The following is an 18,124-nucleotide window of genomic DNA, read 5'->3' as shown; positions in this document are numbered from 1 at the left end:
ACGACATGACGATCAAGAAACTGCTTCTGGGGGCGACCGCCGCGATGGCCGTGGCCACCGGCGCCATGGCCCAGGACGACAAGACCAAGGTCGGCTTCATCTATGTCGGCCCGATCGGCGATCTCGGCTGGTCCTACCAGCACGACCAGGGCCGGCTCGCGGTCGAGGAGGCCTTCGGCGACCAGGTCGAGACGGTCTATGTCGAGAGCGTGCCCGAGGGCCCGGACGCCGAGCGCGTGCTGACCCAGATGGCGCTGCAGGGCGCCGACATGATCTTCACCACCTCCTTCGGCTTCATGGAAGCGACGATGAACGTCGCCCAGAAGTTCCCGGACGTGAAGTTCGAGCACGCCACCGGCTACCAGCGCGCCGACAACGTCTCGACCTACTCGGCCCGCTTCTACGAGGGCCGCGCGGTGCAGGGCCTGATCGCCGGCGAGATGACCGAGAGCAACATCATCGGCTATATCGGCTCCTACCCGATCCCCGAGGTGATCCGCGGCATCAACGCGGCCTACATCCAGGCCAAGAAGGTGAACCCCGAGGTCGAGTTCCGCATCGTCTGGGCCTACACCTGGTTCGACCCCGCCAAGGAGGCCGAGGCCGCCAAGGCGCTGATCGACGCCGGCGCCGACGTGATCCTGCAGCACACCGACTCGACCGCGCCGCAGGCCGCGGCGCAGGAGGCGGGTGACGTCATCACCTTCGGCCAGGCCTCCGACATGCTCGACTACGCGCCGAAGCCGCGCGTCAGCTCGATCATCGACAACTGGAACCAGTACTATGTCGACCGCGTCGGTGCGGTGATCGACGGGACCTGGGAATCGACCGACACTTGGGCCGGCATCGACAGCGGCATGGTCGAGATCGGCGAGATCACCGAGGCCGTGCCGGCCGAGGTGCGCGAGGCCGCGCTCGAGCTGAAGGACGCGATCGCCGCGGGCGAGGTGCACCCCTTCACCGGCCCGCTCAACAAGCAGGACGGCTCGGAATGGCTCGCCGAGGGCGAGACCGCCGACGATGGGACGCTGCTCGGCCTGAACTTCTACGTCGAGGGCATCGAGGGCGACATCCCGCAGTAAGCGGCACGTCCGAACGGCACCCGAAGGCCCGCCCCCCGTGGCGGGCCTTTTCGCATGCGCGCACCACCCGTTCCGGGTGTAGCATGGCGCCGGCGACAGGGAGGACGCGACATGCCGAAGATCAGACCGTGCCTGTGGTTCGACGGGCAGGCGGAGGAAGCCGCCGAGTTCTACGTCTCGGTCTTTCCCAACTCGCGGGTCACTGCCCGCAACACCAGCGCCGTGGACTGGCCCGGCGGCCGCGCCGGCGACGTCATCCTCGTCGAGTTCGGCCTCGACGGGCAGGAGATGCAGGCCCTGAACGGCGGGCCCTATACCAGCTTCAACGAGGCGGTCTCGCTCTCGGTCCCCTGCCCCGACCAGGCCGGGCTGGACCGGCTCTGGTCCGCGCTGCTCGAAGGCGGCGGCGCGGAGATGCAGTGCGGCTGGCTCAAGGACCGCTTCGGCCTGCGCTGGCAGCTGGTGCCCGAGCCCTTCGAGGCGATGCTGCGCGAGGCGGACGAGGATCAGTCGAAGCGGCTGATGGCGGCGATGATGGAGATGGTGAAGCTCGACCTCGCCGCGCTGCGCCGCGCCTACGAGAACGCGTGACCCGGGAGGCCCGCCGCCGGCGGGCCTCCCCCGGCACTCAGCCCAGGTAGACCTGCCCGTCGGGGTAGCCCACACGCGGGCGGCTGCGGGTGGCGAGGAAGAAGCCCAGCGTCAGCGGCCCGACCCGGCCGAGGAACATCACCGCGCAGATCACCAGCTGGCCGAAGCCGTCGAGCTCGGTCGTCGCGCCGCGCGACAGCCCGACCGTGCCGAAGGCCGAGGCCACCTCGAAGCCGAGGTCGAACATCTCGCCCTCCCAGCGGATCGAGATCAGGAACAGCGCGGTCATGGTGACGAGGATGCTCACCGTGGTCAGCGCCATCACCTTCATCACCTCCTCGACCCCGAGGCTGCGGCCGAAGACGTGCAGCGTGGTGCGGCGCTTGAAGAAGGCCACCGTCGCGAGCAGCAGCACGATGAAGGTCGTCACCTTGATGCCGCCCGCGGTCGAGGTCGATCCGCCGCCGATCAGCATCATCAGGATCGTCACCAGCGCCGTGCTCTCCTCCATCGCGGCGATGTCGATGGTGTTGAAGCCGGCGGTGCGCGGCGTCACCGCCTGGAACCACGAGGCCATCAGCTTCTCGGCCGGTCCCATCGGCCCCAGCGTGCCGGGGTTGTCCCATTCGAGCAGCAGCACCATCGCCCAGCCCCAGGCGATCAGCGCCGCCGAGCCCGCCAGCATCAGCTTGCTGTGCAGGGTCAACGGCCGCCAGGCGCGCTTCTGGGCGATGTCGCCGATCACCACGAAGCCGAGGCCGCCGATGATGAACAGCGCCGGCACGACGAGGTTGACCATAGGGTTGCCGGCCCAGCGCGAGAGGCTGTCGGGAAACAGCGCGAAGCCCGCGTTGTTGAAGGCCGAGACGGTGTGGAACACCGCCTGCCAGGCGCCCCCGGCCCAGCCGAATTCGGGCACGAAGACCAGCATCAGCGCGGCGACGCCCACCGCCTCGCACAGAAGCGCCACCTTCAGCACCAGCCGCGCCAGCTGCGCGAGGTTCGACAGCGAGGTCTGGCCCAGATCCTCGCGCAGGATGATCCGCTGCGGCATGCCGATCGGGATGCCCAGCGCGGTCAGCAGCAGCACCGCGAAGACCATCAGCCCGAGCCCGCCGATCTGGATCAGCACCGCGATCACGCCCTGCCCGAAGGGGGTGAAGGCCGCGCCGGTGTCGGCCAGCACGAGGCCGGTCACGGTGACCGCAGAGGTGGCGGTGAAGAAGGCGCCGCCCCAGCCGAGATCCTCGACCATGGCCCAGGGCGTGCGCAGCAGCGCGGTGCCGACGAGGATGAAGGTGACGTAGAGCAGCGCCAGCAGCGCCGGCGGCGGCAGGCGGTAGAGCCGGGCCCGGCTCCAGGCCGCGCGCATGGGGTGCGAGGTCATGGCCGGCTCAAAGCGTCGCCGCGAAGTCGCGCAGGTTCTGCCGCGTGCCCAGAAGCAGCAGCCGGTCCTGCTCGGCGAAGGTCACGGGCGCGCCGTCGTCGCCCAGGTACTCGGCCCCGCGCATCACGCCGATGCAGCGCAGGTCGTGGCGCTCGCGCAGCTTCAGCTCGTGCACGCTGCGGCCCTCGAGCGATTCGGGCACGCGGAAGCTCACCACGTGGAAGCCGTTGCCGAGGCTGACATAGTCGCGCACCAGCGGGTTGTGCAGCACCTGAGCGGTGTGGCGGCCGACCTCCTCCTCGGGGTGGATGATGCGGTCGACGCCGAGCTTCGACAGGATGCGGTGATGCGACTTGCTGACCGCCTTGGCCCAGACCGTGGGCACGCCGATCATGCGCAGGTTGATCGCGGTGAGCACGCTGGATTCGAGGTTCTCGCCCATCGCGATCAGCGCCACGTCGCAATCGCCCACCCCGGCCTCGCGCAGCGCCGCCTCGTCGCGGCTGTCGACCACCATGGCCTGGCTGAGCTTCTCGGCGTAGTGCCCGACCACCTTCCGGTCGCTGTCGAGGCCGATGACGTAATTGCCGAAGCGGACCAGCTCGCTCGCGACCGTGGCGCCGAAATTGCCGAGGCCGATGATGGCGAAGGTCCTGTTCTTCTTTCTGTTCATGGAGGGGTCCAAGTCCAAACACCCCGGGGACGGGGCCGGATACGACCCGGTCCGGCAGCCGCGGGTGTCCCTTGGGCCGCAGCGATCACGCCATGACGGAACCGGTCGCGCCCGCATCACATAGCGCGCGCCCGGCGGAGGGAAGCGGCAAAACGCGCATGGCGGGACTTCGCGCGGCGCAGATCGCCGCCGCCGGCTCCGACCCTACCCCCCGCGTGATCCGGCGGCGCGGGTCGCGCGCCGCCGGTCGGGTGTCAGCCATCCGCGCGGATGGTGGCGTTGGTCGGGTCGTAGGGGCTGTCCTCGCAGATCTCGGCGTCCCACAGCTCGCGGAACATCCGCACCTTGAGCTTCGTGCCGGGCGCCGCAAGCTCGGGGCGCACGTAGCCCATACCGATCGACTTGCCGAAGGCCGCCGACCAGCCGCCCGAGGTAAGCCGCCCGACCCGCTCGCCCTTTTCCGAGAACAGCGCCTCGCGGCCCCAGGGGTCGGCGTCCTGCGGGCCGTCGATCAGCAGCGTCACGCATTTCGAACGCAGCCCGATCGCCTCCATCGCCGCCTTGCCGTGGAACTCCTTCGAGAGATCCACAAAGCGGTCGAGACCGGCCTCGAGCGGCGTCGCGTCGCGCCCGAGCTCGGTGCCGAAGGCGCGGTAGGACTTCTCCTGCCGCAGCCAGTTCTGCGCCCGCGCGCCCACCAGCTTCATGCCCGACGGCTCGCCCGCCGCCATCAGCCTGTCCCACAGGTGGGTCTGCATCTCGATCGGGTGATGCAGCTCCCAGCCCAGCTCGCCGGTATAGGCCACGCGCAACGCGCGGACCGGCACCATGCCAAGCTCGATGTCGCGCACCGACAGCCACGGGAAGCGCTTGTTCGACAGCACCGTCGCCGGGTCGGCGTCGCGCACCAGCCGGTTCAGCACCTCGCGCGAGCGCGGCCCGGCGATGGCGAAGACGCCCCATTGCGTGGTCACGTCCTGCACGTCGATGCGGCCGAACTCGGGCTCCTTGTCCTCGATGGCCTTCCTCAGGAAGTCGCCGTCATAGGCGCTCCAGGCGCCCGCCGAGACGAGGTAGAACCGGTCCTCCGCCAGCCGCACGATGGTGTATTCGGTGCGGGTCGTGCCGGCATCGGTCAGCGCGTAGGTCAGGTTGATGCGGCCGACCTTCGGCAGCTTGTTGGTGGTGAACCAGTCGAGGAAGGCCGCGGCCCCCGGCCCCTTCACCTCGTGCTTGGCAAAGGCGGTGGCGTCGATCAGGCCCACGCCCTCACGGATCGCCTTCGCCTCGGCGGCCGCATGTTCCCACCAGCCGCCGCGCCGGAACGAGCGCGCGTCGTGGTCGAAGCCCTCGGGCGCATCGACCGGCCCGTAATAGTTCGGCCGCTCCCAGCCGTTCACCTGCCCGAACTGCGCGCCCCTCTCCTTCTGCCGGTCATAGGCGGGCGAGGTGCGCAAGGGTCGCGCGGCCGGGCGCTCCTCGTCGGGGTGGTGCAGGATGTAGACGTGCTCGTAGGCCTCCTCGTTCTTGGCCACGGCGTAGTCTGTGGTCATCCACGACCCGAACCGCTTGGGGTCGAGCGACGCCATGTCGATCTCGGCCTCGCCCTCGACCATCATCTGCGCGAGGTAGTGCCCCGCGCCGCCCGCCGCCGTGATGCCGAAGGAGAAGCCCTCCGCCAGCCACATGTTGCGCAGGCCCGGCGCCGGGCCGATCAGCGGGTTGCCGTCGGGCGTGTAGCAGATCGGGCCGTTGAAATCGTCCTTCAGACCCACCTCCTCCGAGGAGGGGATGCGGTGGATCATCGACATGTACTCCTCCTCGATCCGGTCGAGATCGAGCGGGAACAGGTCGGCGCGGAAGCTGTCGGGCACGCCATAGGGGAAGCGCGCGGGGGCGCCTCGCTCGTAGGGGCCGAGGATCCAGCCGCCGCGCTCCTCGCGCACGTACCACTTGGCGTCGGCGTCGCGCAGCACCGGGTGCTGCGGGTTCGACTTGCGCCACTCGACCAGCGCCGGGTCGGGCTCGGTGACGATGAACTGGTGCTCGACCGGAATCGCCGGGATCTTGATCCCCAGAAGCCGCGCCGTGCGCTGCGCGTGGTTGCCGGTCGCGGTCACGACATGCTCGGCGGTGATGACCTGTTGCTCATCCGAGGGGACGAGGTTGCCGCCCTTCTCGACCATCTTGGTCACCGTCACCCGCCATTCCGAGCCGGTCCAGGCGTAGCCGTCGACCTGCCACCTGCGCTCGATCGAAACGCCCCTCTGCCGCGCGCCCTTGGCCATCGCCATGGTGACGTCGGCGGGGTTAATGTAGCCGTCGGTCGGGTGGTAGATCGCACCCTCGAGATCCTCGGTCCGGACCAGCGGCCAGCGCTCCTTGATCTGCGCGGGCGTCATCCATTCGAACGGCACGCCGACGGTCTCGGCAGTCGAGGCGTAGAGCATGTACTCGTCCATGCGCGCCTTCGACTGCGCCATGCGCAGGTTGCCCACCACGAAGAAGCCGGCGTCGAGCCCGGTCTCCTCTTCCAGCGTCTTGTAAAGCTTGATCGAGTGGTCGTGGATCCAGGTGGTCGCGTAGGACATGTTGAAGTAGGGCAAGAGCCCCGCCGCGTGCCAGGTCGAGCCCGAGGTCAGCTCGTCGCGTTCGAGCAGCATGACGTCGTCCCACCCGGCCTTGGCGAGGTGGTAGGCGATCGAGGTGCCGACGGCGCCACCGCCGACGACGAGAGCTTTGACATGGGTCTTCATCGGGCGGTCTCCGGGCTGGCCTTGTCCGCACCATCGCGCGATTGGCCGAAAAGGGGCGAAGCCGGGCGACATCTCGCGCGCCGAATGCGACACGCGCGGCCCGTGCTGGACAGGCGGGGCGCTTGCGGCGTGAATGGTGGGGCCAGGAGGGAGGGCCGCCATGAAGACGCTCGAGCCGATCGAGGCCGCGCGGATCATCGACCGCATGAATGGCGGGCTGGAGGGGCCGGACGTGGTCGAGACGCTCGACCTGCGCGGCGTGCAGGCCGCGATGCTGAAGCGCGGCATCCTCTACATCGCCGGCACCAACGAATTCTCGGACTGGTTCGAGTTCAACTTCGACTTCATCCACGACCGCGCGCCCGACGCGCATGGCTTCCGCATGGCGCCGGGCGACAGCGGCGCGCTGTGGCACGCGGGCTTTCTCGAACACGCGCAGATCGTCTACGCCTTCGCCAAGCCGCAGAAGCCCGCCTTCATCATCGGCCATTCGCTGGGCGCGGCCTCGGCGCAGATCGTCGGCGCCTCGCTCGGCGTGCCCACTCTCGCCTTCGGCAGCCCGCGCACGCTGCACGGGCGCGCGCATTTCGGGCGCGAGGGCTTCGTGCTGAACGTCTGCCGCATCGACGACACGCTGTGCCACCTGCCGCCGCGCTTCCTGGGCTTCCGCCATCTCGGCTCGGTGCACTGGCTGAACCCGCCCGCCGGCGACGTCGAGGAGGGCCACTCGATCGCGAGCTACATCGAGGCGCTGGAGGGCGACCTGCCCGCCGGCTTCCCGCGCGCCTGGCCCCCGACCGCCTGAGCGGCGCTGTTGTGCCGCCCTGCCCGGCCCCGTAAAAGACAGCCAGCGTCTGGGAGGGCATCATGCAGATCTGCCGCAGCATCAGTGCGATACGCGACGCCGTCGCGGGCTTCCGCGCGGCAGGCGAACGCGTCGGCCTCGTCACCACAATGGGCGCGCTGCATGACGGCCACATGAGCCTCGTCGCCGCCGCCAAGGCCGGCAACGACCGGGTCGTGGCCACCATCTTCGTCAACCCGACCCAGTTCGGCGACCCCAAGGACCTCGAGACCTACCCGCGCACCGAGGCCGCCGATCTCGCGGCGCTGGAGGCGGCCGGCTGCGACGCCGTGCTGATCCCGCAGGCCTACGAGATCTATCCCGAGGGCGACGAGACCGTGGTCGAGACCCGCGAACTGGCGAACAGGCTGCACGGCGCGGTCCGGCCCGGCCATTTCCGCGGCGTCGCCACCGTGGTCACCAAGCTCTTCAACATCGTTGGCCCCGACGCCGCCTATTTCGGCGAGAAGGACTACCAGCAGCTGCAGGTGATCCGCCGCCTTGCCTGCGACCTGCACATGCCGCTCGAGGTCGTCGGCGTGCCGACCATGCGCGAGGCCGACGGTCTGGCCATGTCGTCGCGCAACGTGCGGCTCACCTCCGAGGACCGCGCCGCCGCGGTCTGCCTCAACCGCGCGCTGGGCCGGGCCGAGCGGGTCGCGGCCGAGGGCGGCAGCCCGCGCCAGATCGAGGAGGCGATCCGCGCCACCGTCTCGGACGAGCCGCGCGCCACGCTCACCGGGCTCGACATCGTGTCGCCTGGCAGCCTCGCCCCCTTGGGACAATCGCCCGACGCGCCGCTGTCGGAGCCCATAGCCATTATGATCTCGGCCCAGTTCGGCGAGGTCCTGTTGATCGATCAGAGGGAGATCACCCCATGAGCAGCCAGACCGAGACGATCCGCCGGGTGACCGTGCCGCAGATCGCCCGCCGCAAGGGCGGCGAGCCGATCGTGTCGCTGACCTCGTACCACGCGCACACCGCCGCCATCGTCGACCGCTACGCCGACTTCATCCTCGTGGGCGACAGCCTCGGCATGGTGATGCACGGCATGGAGAGCACGGTCGGCGTGTCGCTCGAGCTGATGATCATGCATGGCCGCGCCGTGGTGCGCGGCACGAAGAAGGCTCTGATCGTCGTCGACATGCCCTTCGGCACCTACGAGGAAAGCCCGCAGGTCGCCTTCCGCAACGCCGCGCAGATCATGAAGGAAACCCAGTGCGGCGCGGTGAAGCTCGAGGGCGGCACCCGCATGGCCGAGACCATCCGCTTTTTGACCGAGCGCGGCATCCCGGTGATGGCGCATATCGGGCTCACCCCGCAGTCGAGCCACGTCATGGGCGGCTTCAAGACGCAAGGTAGGGACGAGGACAGCTGGGAGGCGCATCTCGAGGATGCCCGCGCCGTGACCGAGGCCGGCGCCTTCGCCGTGGTGCTCGAGGGCATGGTCGAGCCGCTCGCCGCCAAGATCACCAAGGCGATCGAGATCCCGACCATCGGCATCGGCGCGAGCGCGGAATGCGACGGCCAGATCCTCGTGCTCGAGGACATGCTGGGGCTGAACCCGTGGACGCCGAAATTCGTCAAGGTCTATGGCCAGCTCGGGCCGATGATCGAGGATTCGGTCAAGCGCTACGCCGAGGACGTAAAGACCCGCGCCTTCCCGACCGAGGACGAGGTCTACCGTTAATCCATGCCAGTTCCGGAGATGCCGATGTTCACCCGCCGCAGCCTGATTGCCCTTGCCGCCGCCGCCACGCTGGCGGCCTGCGGCACGCCCGACCCGAACCCGCTGTCGCGCAGCGCGCGGGCCGAGATGCAGCTCTCGACCATCTCGGTCGCGACCGAGGGCACCGGCTTCGAAAGCGGCGCGGCGCAGCGCTTCTCCAGCCGCCTCGCGCCCGATCTCGAGACCGCGCTGGCGCGCGAGTTCGCCGACCGGCTGGGCCGCGGCGGCCAGTGGCAGATGCAGGTCGACGTGTCGCGGCTGAACGTGGCGGGCGGCACCTCGACCGCCTTCGGGCGCGACCAGTCGCGCCTGTCGGGCGCGGTGCGGATCATCGACCCCTCGGGCGCGCTGCGCGGCAGCTACACGATCCAGGTGCTTGCCGGCGAGGCCGCCGAGGGCACGGGCGGCGCGCTTCTGGGGGCGGCGGTGAACTCGGCCGGCGGCTACTATCGCGACCTGCTCGAGGCCTTCGCGCGCGACGCGCGCATGCAGGTGCTGGGCGCCGACCTGCCCGGCCAGCGCATCCTGCGCCGCGTCAGCAACTGATCAGGTCTCGATCGCTCCGTCCGCATGGCCGGGGCGGGCGCGGCCGCGCAGCAGATGCGCGGTCGCGGCATAGGCGCCGAGCACGCCGAACAGCACCATGAGCACCCGCGCCACGCCGTGTTCGTCCGGCGTGTTCGCGCCGAGGCAGGCCAGGCCCGAAACCAGCGCGAGCGACAGCAAGGCGATGGCCCAGTTGCGCATGTGACAGCTCCGTGACGATCTCGACGTCGCTGCAATGCGGCACCGGCGAATCGGTTCCCGCAGCTACACGAAATCGGGAAGGATCAGGTCCGGCGGCGGCAGCCCGTCCTCGAGCGCGCGGATGTTGATCATCACCCGCTCGCCCATCTCGATCCGCCCCTCGCGCGTGGCCGAGCCCATATGCGGCAGCAGCACCACGTTGGGCAGCGCCCTGAGCCGCGGGTTGATCTCGCGCCGCTGCTCGTAGACGTCGAGCCCGGCCCCGGCGATCTCGCCCGCCCGGAGCGCGCGCGTCAGCGCGTTCTCGTCGATCACCTCGCCGCGCGAGGTGTTCACCACCACCGCGCCGGGCTTCATCAGCGCAATCCGCCTCGCGTTGAGCAGGTGGTAGGAGGCCGGCGTGTGCGGACAATGCACCGAGATCACGTCGCAATGGGCGACCATCTGGTCGAGGCTGTCCCAAAAGCGCGCGGCGTATTCGGCCTCGATCTCCGGGTGCAGGCGGCGGCGGTTGTGGTAGCCGATCTCCATGCCGAAGGCGCGCGCCCGGCGCGCCACCGCGCGGCCGATCCGGCCCATCCCGAGGATGCCCAGCCGCCGCCCGCCGATCCGCCCGCCGAGCAGCAGGTCGGGCGACCAGCCGCGCCATTCGCCCGACTGCATAAGCGCCTGTCCCTCTGGCAGCCGCCGCGTCACGGCAAGGATCAGCGCCATGGTCACGTCGGCGGTGTCCTCCGTCACCACGCCGGGCGTGTTCGTCACCGCGATGCCGCGGGCGCGGGCGGCGTCGGTGTCGATGTGGTCCACGCCTGCGCCGTAATTGGCGATCAGCTTGAGGCGCGGCCCGGCCGCGGCGATCATGTCGGCGTCGATCCGGTCAGAGAGGGTCGGCACCAGCACCTCCGCCGCCTCGAGCACGCCGCGCAGCGCCTCGGGCGCCATCGCCGCGTCGGCCGGGCCGGGCACGAAGTCGAACAGCTCGGCCATGCGCGCCTCGACCGCCTCGGGCAGGCGTCGCGTCGCGATCACATGAAGGCGTTTCCCCGCCATGACGCGTCCCCCCGCGCTTTTCCTCGGCCCCTCTCCATGACAAGGTGGCCCCGCGGGGCCCGCCGCGCAAGCGCGGGCGGCCCGGCGGCATCAGGCAGGATCGGGTGGACGGATGACGGGCTTTGGACGGATCGCGGCGCTGTTGACGCTCTGCCTCGCCCTGCCCGCCGCCGCGCAGGACGCGCCGCTGCGCCCCGCCGCGCGGCCGCTGCCGCCGCCCGCCGCCGAACCCGAACAGCCGGCCGCGCCGGCGCCGCCCGAGGCGCCGGCCGCGCCGCGCCGCTTCGCGGTGCCGGAAGGCCCGGCGCGCGGCCCCGAGACCAACCTGCCGCTGCCGCGCTTCGTCTCGCTCTCGAGCGACCGGGGCAACGTGCGGCGCGGGCCGTCGCTGTCGCACCGGATCGACTGGGTCTTCCTGCGCCGCGACATGCCGCTGCAGGTGACCGCCGAGTACGGCCACTGGCGCCGCGTCACTGACCGCGAGGGCGTGGGCGGCTGGATGCACTACGCGATGCTTTCGGGCGTGCGCACGGTGATCGTCGACGCCGACCCGCTGCCGGTGCGCGCCCGCCCGCAGGACGAGGCCACCGTGGTGGCCGAGTTCGAGGCCGGCGTGGTGGCGCGGCTGGGCGAATGCGAGCCCGAATGGTGCCGGGTCTCGGCCGGGGGCTACAAGGGATGGGCGCCCAAGACCGCGCTCTGGGGCGTCGCGCCCGACGAGATCCGCGACTGATCCGTGGCGGGACGGGCTTCAGACGACCGGCTGAACCTCTCGGCCGGGATCGCCTCCGTTTCCGTGGCGCTGGTGCTGATCGCGGCCAAGCTCTGGGCGCTGTGGCAGACCGGGGCGCTCTCGGTGGCCGCGACACTGGCCGACTCGGCGCTCGATCTCGTGATGTCGCTCGGCGCGCTCGCCGCCATCGCCTATGCCCGCCGCCCGGCCGATGCCGACCACGCCTTCGGCCATTCCTCGGCAGAGGATCTCGCGGCGCTGGGCCAGAGCCTGTTCATCCTCGTCTCGGCGGCGCTGATCGCGGGCGGCGCGATGATGCGGCTCAACGCGCCCGGCGACGCGCTTTCGAACGAGGGCGCGGGCATCGCCGCGATGGCGCTGTCGATCGTGCTGACCGCCGGGCTGGTGGCGTGGCAGCGCCGGGTGGCGCGGCTGACCGGCAACCGCGTGGTGGCGGCGGATTCGCTGCATTACCTCGGCGACCTGATCCCGGCGCTGGGGGCGATCGGCGCGCTCTGGGCCTCGCGCCGCTTCGGGCTCGACTGGATCGACCCGGCGGTGGCGCTGGGGGCGGCGGCGCTGATGGTCGGCGGCGCGCTGAAGATCGGCCGCGGCGCATGGGATGCGCTGATGGACCGCGCCGTGGACGACGACATGGTCGCGGGGATCGAGGCCATCGCCGGCGACTTCCCGGGCGTGCACGGCCATCACGACCTGCGCACGCGCCGCGCCGGCAGCCGGGTCTTCGTGAACCTGCATATCGAGCTCGACGGCGAGCAGAGCCTGCACGAGGCGCACGAGATCGGCGCGGCTCTGAAGCGCGCCATCCTCGCGCGCTACCCGCGCGCCGACGTGATCATCCACAAGGACCCGGTGGGCGACCCGCACGACCCGCGCCGCGCCGGCGCGGAACAGCGCCCGCGATAGCCGCGTTGCCCCGGCAGACAGCCAGACCACCGGGGAGCGCCGCCATGACCACCACCATCGACAGCCTCGAAGGCCGCCTTCTGGCGCAGCGCAAGGTGCTGGCCCGGCTGGTGGCGGCGCTGGACGGCCCCGCGGGCGAGCAGCTGCGCGACTACATCCGCGACCGCAGCCACATGGTCGGCGACGAGGAGGACCCGGGCGCGGTGCCCGGCGAGGGCCTCTCGATCGAGGGCGCGCTCGCCGACGAGATGCACCACATCCTCGAAGCCGCCGAGGCCCGCCGCAAGGAGGGCTAGGCCGCGAGGCCGCGGCCCTTCAGCAGCGCCTCGACCCCGGGCATCCGGCCGCGGAACCGCTCGTAGAGCAGGCCCGGCTCCTCCGCGCCGCCCCTGGAGAGCACGTGCTCTTCCAGCTTGCGCGCGGTCTCGGGGTCGAAGACGTCGCCCGTTTCCTCGAAGGCCGCGAAGGCGTCCTCGTCCATCATCTCGGACCACTGGTAGCTGTAATAGCCGGCCGAGTAGCCGTCGCCGGTGAAGACATGCGCGAAATGTGGCGTGGCGTGGCGCATCCGGATCGCGTGCGGGATGCCGAGGCCTTCGAGGATCTCGGCCTGCCGCTGCATCGGGTCGGCCGGGGCCGGGCCGCAATGGAACTCCAGATCGACGATGGCCGAGGCGGTCTGCTCTATGCTGGCGAACCCCTGGTCGAAGTTCTTCGCCGCCAGCATCTTCTGCATCAGGGCCTCGGGCATCGGCTCGCCGGTCTCGGCATGGGTGGCGAAGTCGCGCAGCACCTCCGGCACCTCCAGCCAATGCTCCAAGAGCTGGCTCGGCAGCTCGACGAAGTCGCGCGCCACCGAGGTGCCCGAAATGCTCTCGAAGGTGACGTCGGACAGCATCTGGTGCAGCGCGTGGCCGAACTCGTGGAACAGCGTGCGCGCGTCATCGTAGGACAGAAGCGCCGGCTCGCCCTCCCCCGGCTTGGCGAAGTTGCAGACGTTGACGACCAGCGGCCGCACCTCCTCGTCCGAGAGCCGGTGCTGCTGGCGCATCGCCGAGCACCACGCGCCCGAACGCTTCGAGGGCCGGGCGAACCAGTCGCCCACGAAGACCGCGAGGTGGCGGCCGTCGCGGGTGATCTCGAAGGCGCGGGCGTCCGGGTGGTAGAGCGGCGCCTCGATCTCGCGCGCCTTGATGCCGAACAGGCGATGCGCGACCGAGAAGGCCGCCTCGATCATCCGGTCGAGCTGCAGGTAGGGCTTGAGCGTGCCGTCGTCGATCTCGTGCTCGGCGCGGCGGCGGGCCTCGGCGTAGTAGCGCCAGTCCCACGGCTCGAGCGGCCCGTCATGGCCGTCGGCGCGCAGCATCTCCTCGTAGATCGCGGCGTCCTTCAGCGCCAGCTCGCGGGCCGGGGTCCAGACCGCGTGCAGCATCTCGCGCACGGCGTCCGGCGTCTTCGCCATCTCGGTCTCGAGCTTGTAGGAGGCGAAGTCGTCATGCCCAAGCAGCTTCGCGCGCTCCTCGCGCAGGCGCAGCACCTCGGCGGCGATGGCGCGGTTGTCGGTCTCGCCGCCCCGTGCGCCGCGCGCAGCCCAGGCCTCGTAGGCCTTCCGCCGCGCCGCGCGGTCGGGCGAATACTGCAGGAAGGGCACGATCAGCGAGCGCGAGAGGGTAATGACCGGGCCCTTCTCGCCGCCCGCCGATGTCGCGGCCGAGCGCAGCCCGGCGGGCAGCTCGGCCAGCGCCTCGGGCGAGAGCGGCATCGACCAGTCGGCCTCGTCGGCGAGCAGGTTCTGCGCGAACTGCGTGCCGAGCACCGAGAGCCGCGACTTGATCTCGGCCATGCGCTTCGCATCCTCGCCCTCGAGCTGCGCGCCCGAGCGGACGAAGCCGCGCCGGGTCAGCATCAGCACGCGGGCCTCCTCGTCGGTCAGGCCCAGCGTCTCGCGCCGGTCCCAGAGATCCTCGATCCGGGCGAAGAGCGCGGCGTTCGAGATCACCTCCGAGCCGTAGGCCGAGAGCTTGGGCGCGAAGTCGCGCTGCAGCGCCTGCAGCCCCGGCGTGCTGTCGGCCCCGGCGACCGAGTAGAAGGCGCCGAGCACCCGGCCCAGCCCGAGATCGGCGCGCTCCAGCGCGGCGACGGTGTTGTCGAAGCTCGGCGGCTCGGGGTTGTCGGCGATGGCGGCGACGGCGGCGCGGGCGCGCGACAGCTCGGCCTCGACCGCCGGGGCCCAGTGGTCCTCGGTGATGCGGTCATAGGGCGGCAGGCCGAAGGGCGTGTCCCAGTCTTCGAGCAGCGGGTTGGTCATGCGCGGTCTCCTTTGGGGGCCAAGCTATGCCCGGCCGGGGCCGTCTTCCACCCCGCGCGTTCTCAGCCCGGCAGCACCCCGCCCTCGCCCGCGCGGCGCGCGCCGTCCGGGCCGCCGCGCGCCCTGAGCCGCCGCTCGAGGCCGCGCAGCGCCAGCGACAGGCCGATGGTCATCACGAGGTAGATCAGCGCCACCATGTTGTAGGTCTCGAAGTAGCGGAAATTGCCCGCCGCCGTGACCTTGCCGAGCTGGGTGATGTCGGCCACGCCGAGCACGCTGACGAGGCTGCTGTCCTTGACCATGGCGACGAAGTCGTTGCCGAGGGGCGGCAGGATGGTGCGGAAGGCCTGCGGAAAGACCACGAGGCGGAAGCGCTGCCACGGCGAGAGGCCCAGCGCCTCGGCCGCCTCGACCTGCCCCTCGTCGACCGACATGAGACCGGCGCGGAACACCTCGGCGAGAAAGCTCGCATAGGCCAGCGTCAGCGCGATCACCGCGCGCCACAGAAGCGGCAGGTCGCGGGTGCGCAGCTCCTCGGCGCCGAAGGGCTGGGCAATCCAGTTCCAGCCCGCGACCATGGCCGGGGCGAGCACGAAGGCCACGTAGAGCAGCAGCACGATGATCGGGATGCCGCGCATGACCTCGACATAGAGCCGCGCCGCCTGCCGCAGCACCAGCCAGCGCGACATCTGCGCCAGCGCCAGAGCGAGGCCGATGACGCAGGCGCCGGCATAGGCCACCAGCGTCACCATCACGGTGATGCCGATGCCGCGCGACAGGGTCTCGAGCACCTGTGTCTGCACCCCGTCCTGCGCCGCGCGCCAGAACAGGAAGAGGCCGGTCGTCGCGACGACGACCAGCCACCATGGAAAGTCCTTCTCGGGAGACGGGGTGGGCTTCACGAGGCCGGGCGGCTCACTCGCCCATCTTGTAGTCGAGGAACCACTTGGTGTTCAGCGCCACGAGCGTGCCGTCGGCCCGCATCGCGGCGATGGCGGCATCGACCGCGCCGACCAGATCGCTGTCCTGCGGAAAGATGAAGCCGAACTCCTCGGTGCCGAGCTTCTCGCCGACGATCTTCAGCGCGCCGTCGGAGGCCGAGACGTAGCCCTCGCCCGCGGTGCTGTCGGTCAGGACGAGGTCGACATCGCCCGCGCGCAGCGCCTGCACGCCCGCGCCGAAGGTCTCGAACATCTGGATGCGCGGGTTGGCCTCGTCGCCGTCGAGCACCTCGTAGACGCCCACGTAGAACGGCGTGGTGCCGGGCTGCGCCGCCATCAGCAGGTCCTCGTCGGCGGCGAAGCCCGCGGCATCGGCGAAGCGCTCCTCGTCGCCGCGCACCAGCATGACCATCTCGCTGGTCATGTAGGGGGCGGAGAAGTCGACCACCTCGGCGCGGTCCTCGCGGATGGTGATGCCGTTCATCGCCATGTCGACCTGCCCCTCGGCCACGGCGGGGATGGTGGCGTCCCAGGACATCACCTCCCAGACCGGCTCGAAGTTCAGCCGCTCGGCCATCTCAGCCACGGCGTCGTATTCCCAGCCGACGGCCGCGCCCTCGGCGTCGAGGAACTGCAGCGGCGGGTAGGCGTTCTCGACCGCCACGACGACCTCGCGGCCACCGAGATCGGGCAGGTCCTGCGCGGCGGCGGGCAGCGCGGCGAGCAGGGCGGCGGCGAGGATCGGGCTGCGGGTCATGGGAAGGTCCTTCCGGGCTCGGGTCAGGGATCGAGGGCGTCGCCCGTCACTATGCGACGCCGGCCCCGCGACGCAAGCGTCAGGCGGTGTTCACCTCGCCGCAGACCGGGCAGCCGGCGCGGCGCGCGAGCTTCACGCTGCGGGTCTCGGCGTAGAGCGTGTCGTGGATCACCAGCCGCCCGGCGAGGGTCTCGCCCGCCCCGGTCAGATGCTTGACCGCCTCGGCCGCCATCATCGCGCCGAGCACGCCGGGCAGCGGCCCGAGCACTCCCGCCTCGGCGCAGGCGGGGACCAGCGCCGGGTCGGGCCGCTCGGGGAAGACGCAGCTCCAGCAGGGCGCGCCCTTCGCCGGGTGGTAGAGCGAGATCTGCCCCTCCCACTGGGTCAGCGCGGCGGCGATCAGCGGCGTGCCGGTGGCCACGGCGGCCTGGTTGACGACGGCGCGGGTGCCGAAGTCGTCGCAGCCGTCGAGCACGAGGTCGTAGTCGCCGAAGAGCTCCTGCGCGATCTCGCTTGTCAGGCGCCGCTCGTAGGGCCGGATCTCGACATGCGGGTTCTGCGCGCGCAGCTTCTCGGCGGCGGCGTGGACCTTGGGCATGCCGATCTGCCCCTCGTCGTAGAGCACCTGCCGGCCGAGATTGCTGAGATCGACGGTGTCGTGGTCGATCACGCCGATGGTGCCGACGCCCGAGGCCGCGAGGTAGGTGAGCGCCGGGCAGCCCAGCCCGCCGGCGCCGACCACCAGCACGCGCGCGCGGCGCAGCGCCCCCTGCCCCGGCCCGCCGATCTCGCGCAGGGCGATGTGGCGGGCGTAGCGGGTCAGCTCGGTCTCGGAGAACCCCTTGCGCGCGGGCGCGTCCGGCGCCTTCGGCGCGGCGCGCTTCTTCAGGAGCGCGAGCCCCCGGGTGTAGAGCCAGACCAGCGCGCCCAGCGCCAAGAGCAGCACCCAGAAGGCCGCCTCGCCGCCCGTCGCCTCGCGCAGCGGGTGGCCGTCGGGCAGGATCAGGTGGCCGGCGATCACCGCGACCATCAAGAGGCCGATCATGTTGAGCCGCGCCGCGCGCGGCGCGCCGGTCAGCGCGCCGATGCCCCACAGCGCCGCGGCCATGACGCCGACGAGGATCACGCGATCCCCCCGGTCGAGCCGAAGCCGCCCGCGCCGCGCGGCGTCTCGTCGAGGCTCTCGACCGTGACGAAGGCCGCGCGCGTGACCGGCGCCAGCACCGCCTGCGCGATCCGCATGCCATGGGTCACGGTGAAGCTCTCCTGCCCGGCATTCATCACGATCACGCCCAGCGGCCCGCGATAGTCGCTGTCGATGGTGCCGGGGCTGTTGGGGAAGGTGATGCCGTGCTTCAGCGCCAGCCCCGAGCGCGGCCGGATCTGCAGCTCATGGCCCTCGGGCACCGCGACGCGCAGACCGGTCGGCACCAGCGCCCGCGCGCCGGGCGCGAGCGCGATGCCGCTCTCGCGGTCGGCGGGGTCGAGATTGGCGACGAGATCGGCCCCCGCCGCGCCGGCGGTCTGGTAGGCGGGCAGCGGCAGGTCGCGGTCGGCCGTATCGGTCCAGCACAGCCGCAGGGTCGCGGTCCCGGGCAT

19 protein-coding genes are annotated in these 18,124 nt (G+C 71.1%); 9 read left to right on the top strand and 10 right to left on the bottom strand.

Translation table 11 applies throughout. The features are described from left to right. Positions 1–5 precede the first annotated feature (5 nt). Positions 6–1,082 (top strand): BMP family ABC transporter substrate-binding protein, encoded by a 1,077-nt coding sequence (locus BLT43_RS04590; RefSeq protein ID WP_090110518.1) that lies wholly within the window; start codon positions 6–8, stop codon positions 1,080–1,082. Between the two features lie 111 nt (positions 1,083–1,193). Further along, positions 1,194–1,673: a VOC family protein gene (locus BLT43_RS04585; RefSeq protein WP_090110517.1), complete on the top strand. Its 480-nt coding sequence runs from the start codon at positions 1,194–1,196 to the stop codon at positions 1,671–1,673. A gap of 37 nt (positions 1,674–1,710) precedes the next feature. Here BLT43_RS04585 and BLT43_RS04580 read toward each other — a convergent pair whose 3' ends face one another. From BLT43_RS04580 to BLT43_RS04570, 3 genes are all read right to left on the bottom strand, one after another. Next, the gene (locus tag BLT43_RS04580; RefSeq protein ID WP_242652216.1) at positions 1,711–3,060 is read right to left on the bottom strand and encodes a TrkH family potassium uptake protein; all 1,350 of its coding nucleotides are present in this window, start codon (positions 3,058–3,060) and stop codon (positions 1,711–1,713) included. Between the two features lie 7 nt (positions 3,061–3,067). After that, complete coding sequence (locus BLT43_RS04575) at positions 3,068–3,733, bottom strand: potassium channel family protein (RefSeq protein ID WP_090110516.1); 666 nt, start codon at positions 3,731–3,733, stop codon at positions 3,068–3,070. 254 nt (positions 3,734–3,987) lie between these two features. Further along, positions 3,988–6,489 carry a GcvT family protein gene (locus tag BLT43_RS04570; protein ID WP_090110515.1) on the bottom strand — a complete coding sequence of 834 codons (2,502 nt, stop codon included), beginning with the start codon at positions 6,487–6,489 and terminating at the stop codon, positions 3,988–3,990. 160 nt (positions 6,490–6,649) lie between these two features. Between BLT43_RS04570 and BLT43_RS04565 the strand changes: the two genes are divergently transcribed. The 4 genes from BLT43_RS04565 to BLT43_RS04550 all read left to right on the top strand — a co-directional run bounded on the left by BLT43_RS04565 (position 6,650) and on the right by BLT43_RS04550 (position 9,608). Next, the gene (locus BLT43_RS04565; RefSeq protein ID WP_090110514.1) at positions 6,650–7,294 is read left to right on the top strand and encodes an alpha/beta hydrolase family protein; all 645 of its coding nucleotides are present in this window, start codon (positions 6,650–6,652) and stop codon (positions 7,292–7,294) included. Between the two features lie 62 nt (positions 7,295–7,356). Continuing rightward, positions 7,357–8,214 (top strand): pantoate--beta-alanine ligase, encoded by an 858-nt coding sequence (gene panC, locus BLT43_RS04560; protein WP_090110513.1) that lies wholly within the window; start codon positions 7,357–7,359, stop codon positions 8,212–8,214. Continuing rightward, complete coding sequence (panB, locus tag BLT43_RS04555) at positions 8,211–9,023, top strand: 3-methyl-2-oxobutanoate hydroxymethyltransferase (protein WP_090110512.1); 813 nt, start codon at positions 8,211–8,213, stop codon at positions 9,021–9,023. Before panC ends, panB begins: the two co-directional genes overlap by 4 nt. 24 nt (positions 9,024–9,047) lie before the next feature. Further along, complete coding sequence (locus BLT43_RS04550) at positions 9,048–9,608, top strand: hypothetical protein (protein ID WP_131802620.1); 561 nt, start codon at positions 9,048–9,050, stop codon at positions 9,606–9,608. Here BLT43_RS04550 and BLT43_RS04545 read toward each other — a convergent pair whose 3' ends face one another. Together BLT43_RS04545 and BLT43_RS04540 are read right to left on the bottom strand one after the other, a co-directional pair. After that, positions 9,609–9,809 carry a hypothetical protein gene (locus tag BLT43_RS04545; protein ID WP_090110508.1) on the bottom strand — a complete coding sequence of 67 codons (201 nt, stop codon included), beginning with the start codon at positions 9,807–9,809 and terminating at the stop codon, positions 9,609–9,611. Positions 9,810–9,872: 63 nt separating this feature from the next. Then, positions 9,873–10,859 carry a 2-hydroxyacid dehydrogenase gene (locus BLT43_RS04540; RefSeq protein WP_090110507.1) on the bottom strand — a complete coding sequence of 329 codons (987 nt, stop codon included), beginning with the start codon at positions 10,857–10,859 and terminating at the stop codon, positions 9,873–9,875. 112 nt (positions 10,860–10,971) lie between these two features. Here BLT43_RS04540 and BLT43_RS04535 point away from each other — a divergent pair, with 112 nt between their 5' ends. The 3 genes from BLT43_RS04535 to BLT43_RS04525 are packed head-to-tail and all read left to right on the top strand — an operon-like array spanning position 10,972 to position 12,815. Further along, positions 10,972–11,592 (top strand): SH3 domain-containing protein, encoded by a 621-nt coding sequence (locus BLT43_RS04535; RefSeq protein ID WP_110559008.1) that lies wholly within the window; start codon positions 10,972–10,974, stop codon positions 11,590–11,592. A 3-nt stretch (positions 11,593–11,595) separates the two neighbouring features. Further along, positions 11,596–12,519 carry a cation diffusion facilitator family transporter gene (locus BLT43_RS04530; protein WP_090110505.1) on the top strand — a complete coding sequence of 308 codons (924 nt, stop codon included), beginning with the start codon at positions 11,596–11,598 and terminating at the stop codon, positions 12,517–12,519. Positions 12,520–12,563: 44 nt separating this feature from the next. Continuing rightward, positions 12,564–12,815, top strand: coding sequence for a hypothetical protein (locus tag BLT43_RS04525; protein WP_090110503.1), 252 nt, complete (start codon positions 12,564–12,566; stop codon positions 12,813–12,815). Here the strand turns inward: BLT43_RS04525 and BLT43_RS04520 are convergent. The 5 genes from BLT43_RS04520 to dut all read right to left on the bottom strand — a co-directional run bounded on the left by BLT43_RS04520 (position 12,812) and on the right by dut (position 18,124). Then, positions 12,812–14,827 (bottom strand): M3 family metallopeptidase, encoded by a 2,016-nt coding sequence (locus BLT43_RS04520; protein ID WP_090110501.1) that lies wholly within the window; start codon positions 14,825–14,827, stop codon positions 12,812–12,814. The two genes, BLT43_RS04525 and BLT43_RS04520, sit on opposite strands and share 4 nt — an antisense overlap. Before the next feature lie 62 nt (positions 14,828–14,889). Then, positions 14,890–15,729 (bottom strand): amino acid ABC transporter permease, encoded by an 840-nt coding sequence (locus tag BLT43_RS04515; RefSeq protein WP_090110499.1) that lies wholly within the window; start codon positions 15,727–15,729, stop codon positions 14,890–14,892. Between the two features lie 13 nt (positions 15,730–15,742). Further along, positions 15,743–16,525 carry a transporter substrate-binding domain-containing protein gene (locus BLT43_RS04510; RefSeq protein ID WP_090110497.1) on the bottom strand — a complete coding sequence of 261 codons (783 nt, stop codon included), beginning with the start codon at positions 16,523–16,525 and terminating at the stop codon, positions 15,743–15,745. Between the two features lie 79 nt (positions 16,526–16,604). Then, the gene (locus BLT43_RS04505; protein WP_090110496.1) at positions 16,605–17,651 is read right to left on the bottom strand and encodes a HesA/MoeB/ThiF family protein; all 1,047 of its coding nucleotides are present in this window, start codon (positions 17,649–17,651) and stop codon (positions 16,605–16,607) included. Continuing rightward, positions 17,648–18,124: a dUTP diphosphatase gene (dut, locus tag BLT43_RS04500; RefSeq protein ID WP_090111486.1), complete on the bottom strand. Its 477-nt coding sequence runs from the start codon at positions 18,122–18,124 to the stop codon at positions 17,648–17,650. Before dut ends, BLT43_RS04505 begins: the two co-directional genes overlap by 4 nt.

The sequence above is a fragment of the Limimaricola pyoseonensis genome, assembly GCF_900102015.1.
Lineage (GTDB): Bacteria > Pseudomonadota > Alphaproteobacteria > Rhodobacterales > Rhodobacteraceae > Limimaricola > Limimaricola pyoseonensis.
Note: the sequence above shows the minus strand (reverse complement) of the source record. Positions and strands in the feature narration are given on the sequence as shown.

Coding starts and splice junctions, on each gene's coding strand:
- BLT43_RS04590 (WP_090110518.1), top strand. CDS start 6: ATGACGATCAAGAAACTGCTTCTGGGGGCGACCGCCGCGATGGCCGTG.
- BLT43_RS04585 (WP_090110517.1), top strand. CDS start 1,194: ATGCCGAAGATCAGACCGTGCCTGTGGTTCGACGGGCAGGCGGAGGAA.
- BLT43_RS04580 (WP_242652216.1), bottom strand. CDS start 3,060: ATGACCTCGCACCCCATGCGCGCGGCCTGGAGCCGGGCCCGGCTCTAC.
- BLT43_RS04575 (WP_090110516.1), bottom strand. CDS start 3,733: ATGAACAGAAAGAAGAACAGGACCTTCGCCATCATCGGCCTCGGCAAT.
- BLT43_RS04570 (WP_090110515.1), bottom strand. CDS start 6,489: ATGAAGACCCATGTCAAAGCTCTCGTCGTCGGCGGTGGCGCCGTCGGC.
- BLT43_RS04565 (WP_090110514.1), top strand. CDS start 6,650: ATGAAGACGCTCGAGCCGATCGAGGCCGCGCGGATCATCGACCGCATG.
- panC (WP_090110513.1), top strand. CDS start 7,357: ATGCAGATCTGCCGCAGCATCAGTGCGATACGCGACGCCGTCGCGGGC.
- panB (WP_090110512.1), top strand. CDS start 8,211: ATGAGCAGCCAGACCGAGACGATCCGCCGGGTGACCGTGCCGCAGATC.
- BLT43_RS04550 (WP_131802620.1), top strand. CDS start 9,048: ATGTTCACCCGCCGCAGCCTGATTGCCCTTGCCGCCGCCGCCACGCTG.
- BLT43_RS04545 (WP_090110508.1), bottom strand. CDS start 9,809: ATGCGCAACTGGGCCATCGCCTTGCTGTCGCTCGCGCTGGTTTCGGGC.
- BLT43_RS04540 (WP_090110507.1), bottom strand. CDS start 10,859: ATGGCGGGGAAACGCCTTCATGTGATCGCGACGCGACGCCTGCCCGAG.
- BLT43_RS04535 (WP_110559008.1), top strand. CDS start 10,972: ATGACGGGCTTTGGACGGATCGCGGCGCTGTTGACGCTCTGCCTCGCC.
- BLT43_RS04525 (WP_090110503.1), top strand. CDS start 12,564: ATGACCACCACCATCGACAGCCTCGAAGGCCGCCTTCTGGCGCAGCGC.
- BLT43_RS04520 (WP_090110501.1), bottom strand. CDS start 14,827: ATGACCAACCCGCTGCTCGAAGACTGGGACACGCCCTTCGGCCTGCCG.
- BLT43_RS04510 (WP_090110497.1), bottom strand. CDS start 16,525: ATGACCCGCAGCCCGATCCTCGCCGCCGCCCTGCTCGCCGCGCTGCCC.
- dut (WP_090111486.1), bottom strand. CDS start 18,124: ATGCCCGGGACCGCGACCCTGCGGCTGTGCTGGACCGATACGGCCGAC.